The sequence below is a fragment of the Archaeoglobus veneficus SNP6 genome, from assembly GCF_000194625.1.
GTDB classification, from domain to species: Archaea; Halobacteriota; Archaeoglobi; order Archaeoglobales; family Archaeoglobaceae; genus Archaeoglobus_C; species Archaeoglobus_C veneficus.
In genome coordinates, this window is record NC_015320.1 from 1,095,906 (window position 1) to 1,111,968 (window position 16,063).

20 protein-coding genes and 1 tRNA gene are annotated in these 16,063 nt (G+C 49.2%); 11 read left to right on the top strand and 10 right to left on the bottom strand.

The genetic code is table 11. The features are described from left to right. Positions 1-10 precede the first annotated feature (10 nt). Positions 11-1,954 (top strand): type II secretion system F family protein, encoded by a 1,944-nt coding sequence (locus ARCVE_RS06195; RefSeq protein ID WP_013683910.1) that lies wholly within the window; start codon positions 11-13, stop codon positions 1,952-1,954. Positions 1,955-1,975: 21 nt separating this feature from the next. Here ARCVE_RS06195 and ARCVE_RS06200 read toward each other — a convergent pair whose 3' ends face one another. The 4 genes from ARCVE_RS06200 to ARCVE_RS06210 form a co-directional block, all read right to left on the bottom strand. Continuing rightward, a complete protein-coding gene (locus ARCVE_RS06200; RefSeq protein ID WP_013683911.1) occupies positions 1,976-2,797 on the bottom strand; it encodes a DMT family transporter in 822 nt (273 codons plus the stop codon). A 103-nt stretch (positions 2,798-2,900) separates the two neighbouring features. Beyond that, positions 2,901-3,065, bottom strand: coding sequence for a 4Fe-4S binding protein (locus ARCVE_RS11095; RefSeq protein WP_013683912.1), 165 nt, complete (start codon positions 3,063-3,065; stop codon positions 2,901-2,903). A gap of 6 nt (positions 3,066-3,071) precedes the next feature. Then, positions 3,072-3,317, bottom strand: a complete 246-nt coding sequence (locus tag ARCVE_RS06205; RefSeq protein WP_013683913.1) for a thioredoxin family protein — start codon at positions 3,315-3,317, stop codon at positions 3,072-3,074. A 32-nt stretch (positions 3,318-3,349) separates the two neighbouring features. Beyond that, the gene (locus ARCVE_RS06210) at positions 3,350-4,411 is read right to left on the bottom strand and encodes an OBG GTPase family GTP-binding protein (RefSeq protein ID WP_013683914.1); all 1,062 of its coding nucleotides are present in this window, start codon (positions 4,409-4,411) and stop codon (positions 3,350-3,352) included. 96 nt (positions 4,412-4,507) lie between these two features. On the opposite strand from ARCVE_RS06210, the gene ARCVE_RS06215 reads away from it, so the two are divergent. After that, a complete protein-coding gene (locus tag ARCVE_RS06215; protein WP_013683915.1) occupies positions 4,508-5,086 on the top strand; it encodes a TorD/DmsD family molecular chaperone in 579 nt (192 codons plus the stop codon). Between the two features lies 1 nt (position 5,087). On the opposite strand, the gene ARCVE_RS06220 is transcribed toward ARCVE_RS06215, so the two are convergent. From ARCVE_RS06220 to ARCVE_RS06230, 3 genes are read right to left on the bottom strand one after another with little or no spacing between them, the layout of a single operon-like run. Further along, positions 5,088-6,002: a cytochrome b/b6 domain-containing protein gene (locus ARCVE_RS06220; protein ID WP_013683916.1), complete on the bottom strand. Its 915-nt coding sequence runs from the start codon at positions 6,000-6,002 to the stop codon at positions 5,088-5,090. Then, on the bottom strand, positions 5,999-6,307 hold the full coding sequence (locus tag ARCVE_RS06225) for a hypothetical protein (protein WP_013683917.1): 309 nt from the start codon (positions 6,305-6,307) through the stop codon (positions 5,999-6,001). The genes ARCVE_RS06220 and ARCVE_RS06225 overlap by 4 nt, the downstream gene beginning before the upstream one ends. Positions 6,308-6,323: 16 nt before the next feature. Next, positions 6,324-6,878, bottom strand: a complete 555-nt coding sequence (locus ARCVE_RS06230) for a 4Fe-4S dicluster domain-containing protein (RefSeq protein ID WP_013683918.1) — start codon at positions 6,876-6,878, stop codon at positions 6,324-6,326. Positions 6,879-7,122: 244 nt separating this feature from the next. Between ARCVE_RS06230 and ARCVE_RS06235 the strand changes: the two genes are divergently transcribed. From ARCVE_RS06235 to ARCVE_RS06245, 3 genes are all read left to right on the top strand, one after another. Beyond that, positions 7,123-8,259 carry an AAA family ATPase gene (locus tag ARCVE_RS06235; RefSeq protein WP_013683919.1) on the top strand — a complete coding sequence of 379 codons (1,137 nt, stop codon included), beginning with the start codon at positions 7,123-7,125 and terminating at the stop codon, positions 8,257-8,259. Between the two features lie 15 nt (positions 8,260-8,274). Then, positions 8,275-9,597 carry a vWA domain-containing protein gene (locus tag ARCVE_RS06240; protein ID WP_013683920.1) on the top strand — a complete coding sequence of 441 codons (1,323 nt, stop codon included), beginning with the start codon at positions 8,275-8,277 and terminating at the stop codon, positions 9,595-9,597. A gap of 113 nt (positions 9,598-9,710) precedes the next feature. Continuing rightward, positions 9,711-9,795, top strand: a tRNA-Ser gene (locus ARCVE_RS06245). A gap of 167 nt (positions 9,796-9,962) precedes the next feature. On the opposite strand, the gene ARCVE_RS06250 is transcribed toward ARCVE_RS06245, so the two are convergent. Next, positions 9,963-10,496, bottom strand: a complete 534-nt coding sequence (locus ARCVE_RS06250) for a hypothetical protein (RefSeq protein WP_013683921.1) — start codon at positions 10,494-10,496, stop codon at positions 9,963-9,965. Positions 10,497-10,577: 81 nt separating this feature from the next. Between ARCVE_RS06250 and ARCVE_RS06255 the strand changes: the two genes are divergently transcribed. The 5 genes from ARCVE_RS06255 to ARCVE_RS06275 all read left to right on the top strand — a co-directional run bounded on the left by ARCVE_RS06255 (position 10,578) and on the right by ARCVE_RS06275 (position 14,109). After that, on the top strand, positions 10,578-10,982 hold the full coding sequence (locus tag ARCVE_RS06255; protein ID WP_013683922.1) for a metal-dependent transcriptional regulator: 405 nt from the start codon (positions 10,578-10,580) through the stop codon (positions 10,980-10,982). Further along, positions 10,979-11,935, top strand: a complete 957-nt coding sequence (locus tag ARCVE_RS06260; RefSeq protein ID WP_013683923.1) for a metal ABC transporter substrate-binding protein — start codon at positions 10,979-10,981, stop codon at positions 11,933-11,935. The genes ARCVE_RS06255 and ARCVE_RS06260 overlap by 4 nt, the downstream gene beginning before the upstream one ends. Before the next feature lie 8 nt (positions 11,936-11,943). After that, on the top strand, positions 11,944-12,741 hold the full coding sequence (locus ARCVE_RS06265) for a metal ABC transporter ATP-binding protein (RefSeq protein ID WP_048086213.1): 798 nt from the start codon (positions 11,944-11,946) through the stop codon (positions 12,739-12,741). Continuing rightward, a complete protein-coding gene (locus ARCVE_RS06270) occupies positions 12,734-13,534 on the top strand; it encodes a metal ABC transporter permease (protein ID WP_013683925.1) in 801 nt (266 codons plus the stop codon). Before ARCVE_RS06265 ends, ARCVE_RS06270 begins: the two co-directional genes overlap by 8 nt. A gap of 77 nt (positions 13,535-13,611) precedes the next feature. Next, positions 13,612-14,109 (top strand): 3-isopropylmalate dehydratase small subunit, encoded by a 498-nt coding sequence (locus tag ARCVE_RS06275; RefSeq protein ID WP_013683926.1) that lies wholly within the window; start codon positions 13,612-13,614, stop codon positions 14,107-14,109. Between the two features lie 58 nt (positions 14,110-14,167). On the opposite strand, the gene purE is transcribed toward ARCVE_RS06275, so the two are convergent. Further along, positions 14,168-14,650 carry a 5-(carboxyamino)imidazole ribonucleotide mutase gene (gene purE, locus ARCVE_RS06280; protein ID WP_013683928.1) on the bottom strand — a complete coding sequence of 161 codons (483 nt, stop codon included), beginning with the start codon at positions 14,648-14,650 and terminating at the stop codon, positions 14,168-14,170. 57 nt (positions 14,651-14,707) lie between these two features. Between purE and ARCVE_RS06285 the strand changes: the two genes are divergently transcribed. After that, on the top strand, positions 14,708-15,661 hold the full coding sequence (locus ARCVE_RS06285) for an L-threonylcarbamoyladenylate synthase (protein WP_013683929.1): 954 nt from the start codon (positions 14,708-14,710) through the stop codon (positions 15,659-15,661). 8 nt (positions 15,662-15,669) lie between these two features. On the opposite strand, the gene ARCVE_RS06290 is transcribed toward ARCVE_RS06285, so the two are convergent. Beyond that, entirely contained in the window at positions 15,670-16,059 is a 390-nt protein-coding gene (locus ARCVE_RS06290; RefSeq protein ID WP_013683930.1) for a DUF473 domain-containing protein, read from the bottom strand. Between the last annotated feature and the right edge of the window lie 4 nt (positions 16,060-16,063).

A 16,063-nucleotide genomic window follows, 5' to 3' on the forward strand; every position in this document is an offset into this window, starting at 1 on the left:
GGTGGTAGCCATGTTCAAGGAGGCAAACATGTTCACGTACCTCGGCTACAAGCTCTTCGGAGAGAGCATAAGGAAAAACGTCCAGAAGTACTACGACCTCGAAAAACAGCTCAGACAGGCAATGATTTCAATGCCACCGGAGATGTACATAGCCACCGCGCGTATGGTGTCCCTGATTTTTGCCGTTGTTGGAGCGATACTTGGGTTGATAATATCCTACATAGTTATTTTCTTTATAGGCCTTCCCGAGGTTATCTTTCCTATAGCTCTGCCTGAGCCAATTTACAGCTTCTGGATGAATTTCCGTGCATTCGTATTTGCCGCCCTGTTGTGCGCCATGATAACCGTGGCGCTCTATTTTGCTGGTTACTTTATGTTCACAATTTACCCCTCAACAGTTATAAGCGACAGGAAGAGCAAAATCGACAGGGCCTTGCCCCATGCAATTACGTTCATGTATTCTCTCAGCAGGGGTGGAATGAACCTCATCGAGATATTCAGGGCTCTTTCAGAGTACTACGAGGTTTACAGTGAGGTCTCAAGGGAAGCCGCAAGGATTCTCAGAGATATGGAAGTCCTCGGCAAAGACCTGAGAACAGCTCTTGCTGATGCTGTGGAGCTGTCACCCTCTGAAAACTTCAAGGAGTTCCTCCACGGCCTTATTACGATTATAGACAGCGGAGGAGACATAACCAAATATCTCGAGGATAGAGCAGACTTCTACCTTGAGAGGGCAAGGCAGGATCAGAAGAACTTCCTCGAATTCCTCGGCCTTATGGCCGAAAGCTACATCACTGCCTTCGTTGCTGGCCCTCTGTTCCTGATTATAATCCAGACGGTAATGGTCGTGATGGGTCAGGGAGACGAGACGACGCTGTATGCTGTTATCTACCTCGTAATTCCCATAGGTTCATTCTTCTTCGCCATGGTCATCAAGCTGCTGACTCCCACAGAAGAGGGAGAACCGCCGAAGCTCAGGGAGAAGTACACGTACCTGAGAAGGAAAGTCGAAGAGAGAGAGTTTTCAGATCAGATAAAGGAACTTCGAAAGAGGATAAATTCCTGGAAGTTCAGAAAAGCCCTTCGACACCCCCTCGACCCGATAAAAAGGAGACCCATGTATGTTTTCATATTCTCCATTCCTGCTGGTCTGGCGTTCATGTTCTATGGGTTCAGTCGCTACCAGTTCAGCCCGGATATCCAGTGGCTGTTCAAGGTTGACGATTACATCTTCCTCTCTCTTGTAATAATCCTCGCTCCTTTTGTAGTATTCTATGAGGCAGGTAGAAAGAAGGCCAAGCGAACTCTTCGCCTCACACCCATATTCCTCAACAAACTCGCTTCGGCGAACGAGAGCGGGATGCCGATATACAGAGCAATTGCGATGATAGCCAAGACGGATACGACGCCCCTTAAAAAGGAGATTCAGAAGATAAAGTCCGACCTCGACTGGGGAATAAGTCTTAACGATGCTCTTATCAGGTTTGCCAACAGACTAAGGGTTTTCGAGCTATCAAGAACCATAACTCTGCTGAATGAGGCCCTCAAATCGACTGGCAACGTAACGGAGGTGCTCATGATCTCAGCCAAGGACGCGAGCAACGCAGAACTGCTCAGAAGAGAGAGGCTTTCCAACATGTTCATGTATGTTATAATAATCTACATTTCGTTCTTCGTGTTCATTGGAATCGTGTACATCATCACCACGACGTTCCTCTCAACTCTTGCCGAGAGTGCTGCGAAGGTTGCGGAAAGTGGAGGTACAGGGATGACAATGCTCAGGGGCATAGACGTGACGACGTACAAGAACGTCTTCATGCACGCGGCAGTCTTTCAGGGTCTCTTTGCGGGCCTTGTCGCGGGTGTTATGGGTGAGGGTAGCCTTTCTGCTGGTGTAAAGCACTCGCTGCTGATGCTCGTGCTTGCGTACGTGCTGTTTACGGTGCTCATATAGCTCCTGTAAGCGTTCTTGGCCTCAAGTTTCAACATCCGAAAGCCCCTTCGCCGCAACTCCAACGCTGAGCAGAATTATGGCTGCACCCATGAGTTGCGTTCCTGTCAACACCTCACCAAAAAGTACGTAGCCGAAGAAGCCGGCAGCAACAGGCTCAACGAGAGCGAAGAGTGGTGCCTGTTCCACCCTGCAGTACTTTATACCGTAGTTGAACAGCGTGAATGCAAGAGCCGTTGGAATAAGGCCGAGGCCGAAGAGCCACGGGAGCTTACCTTCAACGCTCACAGGCTCGATGAAAAGCGCTGGCAGGAGGAGGAGCGACGCAAGACCAAGATAGGCGAAGGTTATGTGTGAGGCTTCCATTTCCTTTCTTGCTTTTTTCATAAGGATGAAATAAATTGCGTAGCTGATTCCCGAAATCAGGCCGAACAGAACGCCACCAGAAAAATCGTGCGGAGAGAGCATTAGCCAGAGGCCAGTAACTCCCGCAGGCAGCGCTAACCAGCTCGATGGGTGTATTTTCTCACCCGTAAGCCTTGCGAGGGGTATCACGTAAATCGGGGCCATGTACAGCAGAAGTGCTGCCGTGGCTGCTTCGACGAGCTGGATTGCTGCAATGTAGGAAACAACCGTCAGCGTGTTTACGCAGACGATCGCCCCTACAAGCCTCGGATTTTTCAGCTTCGGTTTTTCACCCATAAGAAGCAGTATAAAGGCGAGAAAGACGAATCCGAAAAATAGCCTGAAAAAGGATAGCTGAAGGGGATTCATGTCTATGTTTCTAACGAATACCGGTAGACTACCCATCATTATGGCTCCGACGATGACTGTCAGACAGAGCATGGTACTGCGTGAAAGGTCGGATATAAAACGACTGGTGTGAGATTGGTTAGCAGGATCTCTGATTTAATGGCCCATACGGGGTAAAATTACGAAATAAAAATACTCAGTCAACAAAAATAAGAGCCCCGTGCGGACACAAATTGACACAGTCGAGGCAGAGGGTACACTTTTCATAGTCTATACGCACAACTTTTCCGTTTTCGAAAATTAAAGCATCGCAGAATCCTGAACACATTCCACAGCCCTGACAGCCGAGTATGGCAATCATGCCACATCAGTCAATGACATTCTCAAGTTCCTCCAGAGCCGGAACTCCAACAAATACATACTCATCGTTCACAATTATAGCCGGAACGCTTTTAATTCCGAAGCGAAGAGCTTCTTTCATTCCTTCATCCGTCGTAACAGATAGTTCGAGGACCACTACATCCTTCCTTTTTTCGGTGAGCTTTTTCAGAACTTCCCTCGCCTTGGGACAGTAGGGGCACGTTGGAGATGTCAACAACTTGATTTCGGCCATTAAAATACGTTTAGCTTGGAAATATAAATAGTTCACGCGTAGATTGTAAGAACATCGCCATCTTCCAGCACGTGGTCGAGACCAACTCTCTGCCCCTGGAACTTAACGGACTTCCCCCATACTTTCGCGTATCTGAAGGATTCCAGCATACCCCTGTGAAGCTTCCTGCAAACGTCTTCCACTTTCGCCCCTCTGCGCATTATGAGCGGTTCTTCGTCTGCTTTTCCTCCAGGGGGTTTGAGGTATATTCTTATGAACTCGAGTTTTTCGTATATGCGCTCCACGAGGACATCGAGGTTTACTCTGTTCTGTGCAGAGATGCAAACGACGTCGTCACCCTCAACATCTACATCCATTAGATCTATCTTGTTAACCACTGTGAGCGATGGAATGTATACTCTGTTCCCCTGAATCGCGTCGATGAGTCTTTCGATGGTAACGTCTTCTCTTATCAGCACATCGGCGTTGTGTGTCCTGTACTCTCTCAGGATTTCCATGATAGTATCTTCACCTATAGACAACGGCACGGTTGACGTGATTTTTATGCCGCCCCTCTCCTTTTTCTTTATAGTCACGTCCGGTGGACGCTGGTTGAGTCTTATTCCTCCCTCGTAGAGCTCTTTCTTGAGAACATCTATCTGGTGGAGGTTGAAGACATCAACAACAAGGAGAATCATGTCTGCAGTTCTGATTGCGGAGATTACTTCCTTACCCCTCCCCCTGCCCTTCGACGCTCCCTCAATCAGCCCTGGCACATCAACAATCTGAATCCTCGCCCCTTTGTACTCGAGCATGCCGGGAACTGGTTTGAGAGTGGTGAAGTTGTAATCAGCAACCTCACTCTTCGCTCCGGTAAGGACGTTGAGAAGGGTTGATTTTCCAACGGAGGGGAAGCCTACGAGGACTACGGTAGCATCTCCTTCCTTCTTGATGGAGAACTGCACTCCACCCCCCTTCTTTCTTCTCTTCTCAGCCTCTTCTCTAAGCCTCGCAAGTTTGGCCTTGAGGCGACCTATGTGATGCTCCGTCGCCTTGTTATAGGGGGTGCGCTTTATTTCCTCCTCGAGTGCTTTTATCTGCGCTTCTATGTCCATTGGGTGCGCCTTGATTTTGGACTAATAAAATTTTTACGCAACGTTAATCAACCTTCCACCAAATTCTGCAGAGAGTTATTTGCAGGAGAGGTTGTAATGAGAAATGGTGAGAGTACTGTTGAAAAAGTGATGCTGGTTAGAAAGGCCATGTACTCTTTTCTCGGAAATATCTTTCTCAGCGGCCCTCCTGTGGAATTTCTGAGAGATGTTTTTGACGGGGAGATGCTTGATTTTCTACCACACCCTTCTATTCAGGAAGGTGTGAAAATTCTGAAGGAATTTGCCTCGTCCTTTGAGAGCTTTGAAGAGTTCGAAATATGTGTTAAACGAGAGCATTCTAAGGTATTCGATAAATGTTCTCCGTATCAATCGGATTACGATGGCAACGAGATAGCTGAGCTGACAGTCAGGGAGATTCTCTTCGACGCTGGCTACGAGTTCAATGCTGAAGAGCGGGCAGATCACATTGGTATCGAGCTCCTCCTCATGGCAGAGACATGCAGTGCGGACAGTATAGAGAGTCACAGGGGATTCTTCGAAAAAGAGCTTGTGGGCTGGGTGTTCGAGTTCTGTAACGCTCTTGAAAACAACGAAAACACCCGGTTTTATCGGGGTATAGTAAAAATACTGCGCGGATTTATGGAAATGGAAAAAATAGTAATAAACAGGCTGTAATTTACGCTGTTGTTCTCGCGAGAGCCTTTCCTATTCCGTAGAACGTCAGCAGCACGTAGACGAAGAACACCAGCATGACGCCGTTCAGTGCAACAAAAGCAGTTGTGCTGCTCTCGAGCAATCTGAATCCTGCAAGTCCTTCTTCTCCGAGCAGGTACACTGTGTAGGCTGCGAGACCCATTATACCGCAGGCAATGGCTCCAATTACATAGCCAATGGGATGGAATCTGTATTCTTCCTCCTCAACATCTACTCTCTTCGCAATGGGCACCCACTCTGGAAACTCTCCTTCAGCCTTGTGCTTGGGTATGAGTCCACTGAATATACCCATGTTTATCGGGAAGTTACCTGGTGTGAAGTGCAGTATCGTCGCGTGGGCGAAGACGAAGAAGATAGCGAATACTGCAACGGCGACGTGTATCAATCTGAAGATAAAGAACAGCCCTGGATTGTTCTCCAGCAGCGGAAACGGGAACCAGAGGATAGCTCCGGTTATTACCTCAATCAGGCAGAAGATTGGAACTGTGAGGATGTCAGCAACCATAACCCAGTCGTACTTGCCCGACTTCGGTCTCTCTTCAACGAGTCCGAACGTCCAGAGCATGTCCTGAACGAAGTCCTTGCCGAGCTGGATGAAGAAGCCCAAAGTGAATGTTATGTTCGAGTCGCCTCTCCCCCTCGTAATTCTCTCGAGTATGAAGTACGTGCCGAAAAACGCGAGGCTGAAGGCAAGTATTAGCCCGCAGAGTCTGTGGATGAACATCGATACCGCCGGGCCACCCATGAAGTCAATAACCCATCTGAGCTGTCCGCTGAAGGTTATCGGAAGGCCAGTGATGAGCAGGAGCATACCGGAAAGAGAAACAAGGAAGTGCGCTGCTCTCTGGGCTGGAGAGAACCTCAGCAACTGGCTCAATGCCTTCCACCTCCGTGGTGTTGCTGCTCGAGTTTGTACATCTTGTCAAACTTCCAGTACTCCAGCACGGTCATGATGAAGACGAAGAACGCTCCGATTACGAGCAAAAGTTCTGCAATTTTATTGAGGTAGAGCATGACGTCGTTAACAAGCGTGTACTTGGCCGATCTTTCGTAGGGTGAAAAGTGTCTGTAGTTGTTATCGGTTATGTACTTACCACCCATAGGACCGTAGCTTGCCATGCTTAGTAACAGGGGCGAGATGGCAAGCAAACCGACGATCAGGGCAACAAGGCTTTTCCACATTCATACCACCTCGTATTTATACCATAAACACCTTCTCAACAAGCTCCTTCGCTGTATATCCTCTTATCCGCTCCCTGAACACCCTAACGATCTCCGATGCCTCTCCAGCCAGCAGTGCTCCGCCGGGGCAGACCATTGCACACCTTGGGATGGGCTCATTCTCGATTATGTTGCCGTTCTCGTCCTTCTGCTCGTACGGCTGAACGCAGAAGGTGCACTTGTCCATCTTGCCCTTAGTTCCGAATGCTCCGCTGCCTTCGAACTGCGGAGCTCCGAATGGGCATGCGTAGCTGCAGTAGCCGCATCCGATGCATTTGTCCTTGTTGACGAGGACTATTCCATCGGGACGCTTGTATATTGCGTCCATGGGGCATACTTTAAGGCATGCCGGGTCGCTGCAGTGCATGCAGGGCATGGGGATGTTTAACTGGCCGGGCTTGCCCTCGTTGATTGTTATTACTCTGATTCTGTAGATTCCGGGAGGGACGTTGTTGTGATTCTTGCAGATGGCTTCGCATGCTTTGCATTTGATGCAGAGGTTTGAGTGTGTGTCTACGATGAACTTGTACAAGGGATCACCTCCTGCAGTGGTGAAGTAGCCTCCTTTTTTAGATTACACCACTAAATCCAGTGATTTACCTTTATAAATTTTTTGAAATTCTTACTCTTTCTGTTGTGCTCTTTACTTCATCCCGTCACCGGAATTGCCCGCAGAGCGGAGAGTTTTCAAATGTGAGTGTATACTTATCCCCAACTTCAGCGTACCACAAACATCAACCGAAAAATTAAGAAAGCTACTCGACGTATACGAAGCGATGGAGTGTATCGACAGGCTGTCAGAGCTCAAACTGAGACTTGCAGACTGCTTTGTCCAGAGGGAGGCGGAAATAACGGCCGTACTCAGCGGTTTACTTGCAGGCGAGCCGGTAATCCTCATCGGAGAGGTTGGCACGGCTAAAACTGCACTGATTGAAAAGATGGCCGAACTTATAGACGCGAGGTACTTCTATTACCTGCTAACGCGATTTACCGAGCCAGACGAGATTCTCGGCCCCCTCGACATAAACGCCCTTAGAGAAGGTAGATATGTAAGGCGAACCGAGGGGAGGTTGCCGGAGGCGGAGATAGTCTTCCTCGACGAGATTTTCAAAGCGTCGTCGGCCATAAGAAACATTCTCCTTGACATAATCCTCAACCGCAGGTTTAGGAACGATGGCGGTTATATGAGGCTCCCAATGCTCACCATGTACACCGCAAGCAACGAGATAAGTACCGATGTGGAAGATGCAGCCTTCTACGACAGGCTAACGGTGAGATGCTTCGTCAAGAGCGTTTCCGAGGATGCATGGAGCGAACTCGTTGAGAGAGGTATCGAACTCGAAGAAATGGCTATGCAGCCCGTACTCACGACCGACGACGTAAAAGCCTTGCAGCAGATGGTAATGCAGCGCTTCCGCTCAATGACTGAGAGCAGCCTGCTCCGTGTTTACCTTGACGCCCTCGCAGCTTTAAAGCAGCGCGGTGTCAGGATTTCCGACAGGAGGAAGATAAAGCTCCTTAAAATTGCCAGCGCAATCTCTGTAATCTACAATGAAGACGAGGTCTCGACGGACAGCTTGGCTGAGGCTTTGAAGTTCGTTGCTGTGCACGATGAAGATGATGTCAGGAAGGTGGAGCAGGTCATATTTGAACTCGGTCTCAGCAGCTTCTACAAGCACATCCAGAAACTTCAGACTGTAACTTCCGAACTCCAGAACGCCATAAGGCTTAGCTCTTCCGGTGGGCTCGACGAACTCAGGATGCTTTCTTCAATTTACGCAAAGGCCTCATCCATGATGTCAGAGGTGCCGGAAAACCCGAGGCTGATGCCCTACGTCAGACAGCTCAAAAGTGCCGTTTTCAAGGCGAAGGACGTGCTTGACAGGAAGAAGGCCGAAATATTTGGTGACTGATTGCAGGTGCAGGCCATGCAGATGCAGAGTGTGCTGAATGCAACCCTCAGCAACAACCTCGTCAACGTTACGAGCAAGGATTTCGTATACAATCTCATCTCGCAGAGAATAGCCTCCTTTCTCCCTCCTGACCTGCAGGAGATATATAATTCCTCGAGGCACATCCAGATAATCGCCACGGACTCTTACTTCCTCCACTACTCCCTCTACCCCTTCCTGCGCGGCAAGAACGAGGACGAGGTGCTTGAGGAGGTCAGACTCTTCTGCAGAGAATACATGGATGGAGAGCGCTACCAGATGCTCAAGACACTCACAACCCTCGACGACGAGCTCAGCCTCGTTTACAGCATAGCCCTAACCAAGTACATAGTGGGGCGGATAAGAGGAAGACTTGAGAACGAGGGAGAGGGCGTAGGAAAAATTTCGGGTAGCGGGAGGGGAGCGAGGGTCGAGACCTTTCTGAAAGGCATTTCCGCTCTGCTTGAGGGGGCTGTTGAAGAGGCGGAGAACGTTACGAAGAACGCGGAGGAGATAAGGGAGCTCATGGGTGGAAAGAGTGCTGGCAGGGAAGCAGGGACATTTCAGAAGATTCTGAACCTCGCGAAGCAGATGATGTTCGTCGAAGACCTGAAGAAAATTGTTGACATGTCAAAGAGGATGATGGATTTCGTTCCGAAGGCAACGAGAATCTCAAAGGTGAAGGGAAAGACGGGTGATGAGCTTTCAGGCTACATGATAACCAAGCAGGTCGAAAGGGCTTTGCCGAGAGAGCTCGCTCTGCCAGATGAGCTTTTCATGCGAAGGCTCGCATCTGAAGGTTTCCTCGCGAGGGAGAAGCTGAAGGTCAGTGAGGGTGCGTACTACATTCTAATAGACAAGTCGGGTTCCATGGTCGGAGAAAAGACTGTGTGGGCGAGGAGCGTTGCGATGGCAATCTACAGGATGTCAAAGACAAAGAGAAGGAAGTACTTTCTCCGCTTCTTCGACACGAAAGTCCATCCTGATAAGCCCATTTCTGAACCAAAAGAGATAGTCGATGCGATACTCAAGGTTCAGTCGAATGGCGGGACAGACATAACCAACGCCATTTCAACAGCCATCGACGACCTCGTTGAAGGAAGGTTTGCTGAATACACTAACACAATTATCGTAATAACTGATGGCGAGGATGTGGTTGATGACTTGTCAAAGGAGTTAAAGAAAACAAAGGCCAGCCTGATTTCAGTTATGATTCAGGGCAACAACGACACGCTGAAGAACATAAGCGACCACTACATGCACGCTGAACTGACGGAGAGAGGTGGAGAGAGGTTGTTGAGGCTTGTTGAGGTTTCTTGAAATACCCGCCGCACCGATAGCTATAAAAGCTCCCTGCACCCTCGTTAGAGCGCTCTGAGTAAAGAACAAATTTAAAAAACGCACCGCAAAATATGGCAACGCTCCAATTCAAAGCCGGGGTTGCAGAGCCAGGCTACTGCGGGGGATTCGAGATCCCCTGCCCGCAAGGGCGCGTGGGTTCAAATCCCACCCCTGGCGTCCTCTAAATTATAATTCATAGTACGCTTCTATCCGACGAAACCTTCTTAACCTGCTCTCAAGGAAAACACTGAGGTTAATGCCAAATTTCTGCACCCATTCCTTAATTTCCCCGTCGATCAAGAAAAGAATTGAAACCAAAATTGAAGATAAACCATCCTCATAAACTAACTATGCAACTGCACAACCTCCCGAACCTGAGCTTCAGATTCATTTTCAAATTTACTCAGAAGTTCCTTAATTCTCTCTTTCAGTAAAAAGCCCGTTTCAAGCTCTTCACCTTCGATTTCCTGAAGTTTGACGACGGTTTCGTGTCCGAGTGTCTCCGTGACCTTCCCGCAAAGGAAATCAACACAAATTACCTCCCTCACCCTCAGCCTGCAGCCATTCGGGCCCACGAAGAAACACGCATTGGGAATGACTCTCTCGGACGGGAGCTCTACGCCCAGGAGGAGGTTGACAAGAAGAGTGTCAATTCCGTATTCGTTTTCAACCCACTTTCTGCAGCAGCATTTCCCCTCCATTGCGCATTCCCGACAGAGTTCAACGAGACCTATCTCCACCATGAATTTTCGCGTAGCATCGATTGCCGAATCGAGCTTTCTGAGAAGATTTCTGACCACTTCATCCTCCAGAAGTTTGCTGCCGTAGGTTGCGTAAATCCTCTTTGCGAGTGCAATCCTCTCCTCAACTGCACTCATCGCCCTGCGCAGCAAACAGGCTGAACTAAAACGTTTCGAAGTGTTGCCATAGGCAAACTATTTACGTTCAGCGGTCGAACAATGTTCGTGAATGTGGACACTCTGCTCAGGGTAGCTTACAGGGCATTCGAAGAGGGTGTACAGATAATAGGGCCAACGTATCTGTCCCTCCACCTCGGAATCCCGAAATCCTCTGCACAGAACCAGCTCATAAGGCTTGCAGAGACTGGTTTGGGTGTGTATGTCCCGAAGAAGGGATTTCTCTTCAATGAAAAGGGTCTGCACGAGGCAAAGAAGGCTGTAAAAAAGCACAGGCTCCTCGAATGTTTGATGGAGGAACTCGGGATGGAGAGAGGTGACGCTTGTAGAGAAGCAGCAAGAATAGAGGCTGTGGTGGGAGAGGGGCTGATAAGGCTGCTGGAGGATAGATACAGACCAAGAAGGGTCTGTCCATGCGGTAAAGAAATTCCGGAGGTGGAGGGATGAAGTTCGCAGCATTTACTCTCCTGATGCTAATTGCTCTTGCCACGCCAGCCTCCGCCATCGAAGTCGTTTGCTCAGTTCCAGATCTTACGCCCATTGTAAAGGCAGTAGGTGGAGAAATCGTAAACGTGACGAGCGTGATGCCTCCCGGCAGCGACCCACACGCGTTCTCTATATCGATGGAGACGATGGAAAGGCTCGGTAACGCAGACCTGATCGTCCTCGCCAATTCAAAGCTGCTCCACTTCGAGGAAAAGATCAAGGAAAATTACGGAGAAAAATGCATCGACTTCGAGGATTATGCTGCATTCGGAGCGAAACTCGACTCATTTCCCGGATACGACGAGAACCCGCATGGTTACTGGCTGAAGTTTGAAAACGGCGTCGCGATAGCGAGGGCAGTAGAGGCAAAGCTATCGAGTATATTGCCAGAATACGCGTGGTACTTTGAGGGCAACCTGGAGGAGTTCGAGAAGGAGGTTGCGGAGGCGAAGAGGATAATCAGAAGTGCTGCAGCCGAGCAGGGAATTGAGGGCAAAGCCTGTGTTGCGGCCGTACCGGGAGTCTGCTACATAATCCAGAACTCGGGTATGGAAGTCGATGCAGTTCTGCTGGCCGAAGGCCTTGGCTTTGTGAGCGGAAAAGATCTCGCAGAGATAGTGGAAAAGCTAAAAAGTTCAGAGTATGTCTGCATTGTAGTTCCGGAGTTCATGAAGAACTCAAAGGCCGGGGAAATTGCGAGGCAAATTTCTGCTGATACAGGAAAACCTGTTATCTACGTCAAGTTCGTTATGGTGGGTGAGGATGACAGCTACACTGGTTTGCAGTACTTCAACGCCCTCAGGTTTTCGGGACTTTCTTATACAAAGGCAGAGAAATCAAGCGGTTATACATTCATCACCGCTGTTGCAGCATGCGCAGTCGCGCTTGCAGTTCTTGGCAGGATAAGGAGATGAAGGGGATCATGGAAGCCACAAAGGATGTTAGGGCAATTGAGGTCGAAAACGTCAGCTTCTCCTACAACGGCGTTAGAGCACTAACTGATATAACCTTCAGCGTTGACGAGGGTGAGTTTGTCGCAGTAATGGGACCCAACGGCTCTGGCAAAACGACGCTTCTCAGAATTCTCCTCGGCATGCTCAAACCTGAAAGCGGGAAAGTCAGAGTTTTCGGCTTTGATCCGTGCAGAGATGCGGAGAAAGTTCAATCCCTCGTTGGATTCATGCCTCAGAAGGAACACATATCCACAAAGCCACCGCTCCTCGTTAAGGACGTGGTGTTGATGGGGCGGGCAGCGAGAAAAGGCATTCTTTCCCCTCTATCCAAAGAAGATGTAGAAAAGGCCAGAGAGGCGTTAGAGGCAGTGGGGCTTGAAAAAGTCTGGGATACGAAGTTCAGCGAGTTAAGCGGTGGGCAGCAGCAGAGGGTTTTGCTTGCGAGAGCTCTCGCAGTCGAGCCAAAGCTCCTCCTACTTGACGAGCCATTCAACGGCGTTGACATTCCAAGTCAGAACAGGATTATAGAGCTGCTGGATAGACTTTCCAAGAAGGGCGTTACCGTGCTTGCAGTTGTCCACAACGTGAGCCCCCTGATACATCATATTGACAAGATTCTTCTCCTCAACAAAGAATTGATAGCGTATGGATCTCCTGGCGACGTCCTGATGCCTGAGAACATGATTAAAGCCTACGGAGCAATTATACCCATTATCGTATGTGAGGAGGGATTCGCCCACCCACTCTTCGGTGATACCCATGGATGACATTCCACTTTACATGCTCAGAGCCATCGCAGCTCTCTTTCTCATAGCGGTCAACGCGTCGGTAGCAGGCACGTTTACCGTATTCAGAAATGTTTCATTCCTCGTTGCTGGTGCAAGCCACGCTGCTTTGGCGGGAGCGGCCCTTGCAATCGTTCTCGAAACCTACAACATATTCAGCATGAACCCCATAGTCGGCGGAATTCTCTTTGCCATGTTTACCGCAATCGCGGCAGGCTATGCATCGAAGGACGAGGGAATAAACACGGCGATAGGTATATCCTTCGCTCTCTCCATGAGCCTCGCGGTTCTGTTCATTTCCATGATAAGAGAGTACGCTGCAAGGGTGTGGGGGTTGCTGATCGGCGATTTATTCCTCCTCACCAACGAAGACCTCGTTTTAATGCTGATTTCCACGCTGCTGGTAGTTTTCGTCTGCTCGCTGCTCTATCGTGAGTTTCTCTTTATATCCTTCGACATGGAAGGAGCAATGGCATACGGTATAAACGCCAGCATGCTGAACTACGTTCTGCTTTCCCTTATCGCTGTAGCAGTGGTGGTAACTCTTAAGGGCGTTGGGGCAATTCTTGTCTTTGCCATGTTTGTTGCCCCCGCTGCCGCTGCTGTGGAAGTTGCAGGAAACGTCAGGCAGGTTTTCATTCTCGCATTCCTGATTGCAATGGTAAGTGGATTTGTCGGGCTTGCGATTTCCTTCTTCTACCAGGTATCCCCAGGAGCCGTAGCTTCGCTCTTCGCAAGCCTCACGTACTTTGCTGCCGTCGCATATCGCAGGTAGCCGGGCAGGAGACGAAGAAGGAGCAGTCCTGCATAAGGTTCGTAAGATTTTAGTATGATAAGTCAAGTGCGGGAAACATGATTCTCAAAGGCAGAGCGTGGAAGTTCGGCGACGATATATCAACAGACCATATTACACCAGGAAGGTACTACCACCTCAGGAGCAATTTGCCCGAACTGGCGAAGCACGTCATGGAAGACGCGAATCCCGACTTTGCGAAGCTCGTAAAGCCGGGAGATTTCATAGTTGCGGGAAAGAACTTTGGATGTGGTAGCAGCAGGGAGCATGCACCGAGAGTTATAAAGCTTGCAGGCGTTTCTGCCGTGCTTGCAAAATCCTTCGCCCGCATATTCTACAGGAATGCTATAAACATTGGTCTTCCGCTGCTCATTGTCGATACCAACGGAATTGATGAAGGCGACCAGCTCGAAGTCAACCTTTCAACTGGTGAAGTTAAGAATCTAACAAAGGGGACGAGCATAAGCGCCAGACCTCTGCCCGATGTGATGATAAGGATACTGCAGGAGGGTGGGCTCGTAAACTACGTAAAGAAATACGGAGATGTGAGGGTTTAAATGCGGAAGTGTAAAGTCTGCGGAAACAAGGCGTACTTTGCAGAGGAGGGCGGAAGACTTAAGTGCCAGATTTGTGGCCAGTACCTCGAATATTAGCATCAGCTTCCTCGATTTCAAGCCTTTTTTGACGCTGATACTCGGCAACCATTTCCCTCAGTTCATGTCTTTTAATGGCAAGTATTTTCACGGCAGCAATGGCTGCATTTTCGGGTTCAAGCACAACAAGCGGTGCAACACCGGAAGGCATTCGGAGCGATGAAAGGATATCCATACCCGCAAACCTGTCGCTGTATGGTGGGCAGGCAATCACAGGACTGACAGTATTCGCATCTACGAAACCGCTTAAGGCGTTACTTCTCCCAGCCACTGTTATAAAAACGGCATCATCGTACTCTTTCAGTATTTCCAGCACCTTCTCTGGCGTTTTGTGAGCGGAAGCAATCCTGTAGCAGAACTCCACACCAAACTTCTCCAGCGTTTTGCCAATTCTCTTTGCGAATTCCATGTCCGATTTGGAGCCCATGAGAATAACGACATCCATGCCTCCACTGCTACGTGCGCCTTAAATTATTTATCGCCCCGTCGCAGCATACCAGCGATGATCGTTATTAGAGTTGATCCAGTTAACCCCGAGAGGGGAAAAATCGCCAGAGCAGCGGAAATTATAAAGAAGGGTGGACTTGTCGCGTTTCCAACCGAGACTGTTTACGGGCTTGGTGGTGATGCGCTTAACGAGAATGCTGTACGAAGAATCTTCGAGGCAAAAGAAAGGCCGCCCCGCAACCCTCTGATAGTTCACGTCTCAAGCGTTGAGCAGGTCTACCGGATTGCAGAAGTTAACGAAGTTGCCGAAAAGCTCATGGGAGAATTCTTTCCAGGCCCCCTCGCTCTCGTGCTTAAGAAGAAGGACGTCGTGCCAGACATAACAACCGCTGGAATGAAGAAGGTTGCAGTCAGAATGCCTGACCATAAGGTTGCACTGACACTCATCGAACTATCGGAAACCCCAATTGCAGCCCCTTCTGCAAACATCTCCGGCAGACCGAGTCCTACAAAAGCTGAACACGTGATAGAGGATCTTGCCGGGAGGATAGATGCCATTCTGGATGCGGGAGAAGTAAAGATAGGTATAGAATCGACTGTTCTCGACGTGACATCAAAACCCGCGAAGATTCTGAGGCTTGGAGCAATAACACCGGAGATGCTTGTGGAGAGAGGTATAGAAGTGGAGGTCATAGACACGAGGCCATTCAGACACTATCAAACGAAGGCAAAACTCTACGTCGTTAATGCCGAAAATCTTGCAGAATTCGTTGGCAGCCTGAGGGAGAAAGGTGTAAAGGTTGGCGTTGCGCGTATTACTGCTGAATGCGACGCTGACAGAATCGTTGAACTTGGAAAGAGCATTGAGGACGTGGCAAAGAACCTCTTTTCAGCCCTTCGCGAACTCGACAGGAGTGGAGTTGATATAATCGTAGTTGAGGCGGTCGAAAGAAAGGGGTTGGGAAAGGTAATTATGAGCAAGCTCGAGGAAGCGGGAGAGATCGTCTGAACAAATTGCTACATTGCGTCGAAGTAGCTGACTTCAACGACGTCAGCCTCTGTGCTGTCGAGGATATCTGCGTTGTAAACGGTGACTATTCTCCCAACACTCCTCGGAGTAAGTCTGAGCCTCACGACAGTCATCTCGCTCTCCTCTATGTAGTGGTTAGAAGCGAAGATGATTGAGTGAGACATCACTTCCTTCCCGCTAACCTCCGCGATTATGCCCGTAGTTCCCCTGCCCACATTGTAAAGCTTCGATGGTGTCAGGAAGACGCAGCTTCCGATATCAGCCTTCAAAGCAGTGGCGACGTTATGGGCACTTCTAAGCTCGATCGCTCTTATATTCCTCTTTACCAAATCTTCCAGCGTTTTTCTCGAAATTCCGGTAAGAACATAGCACCTCATTTCA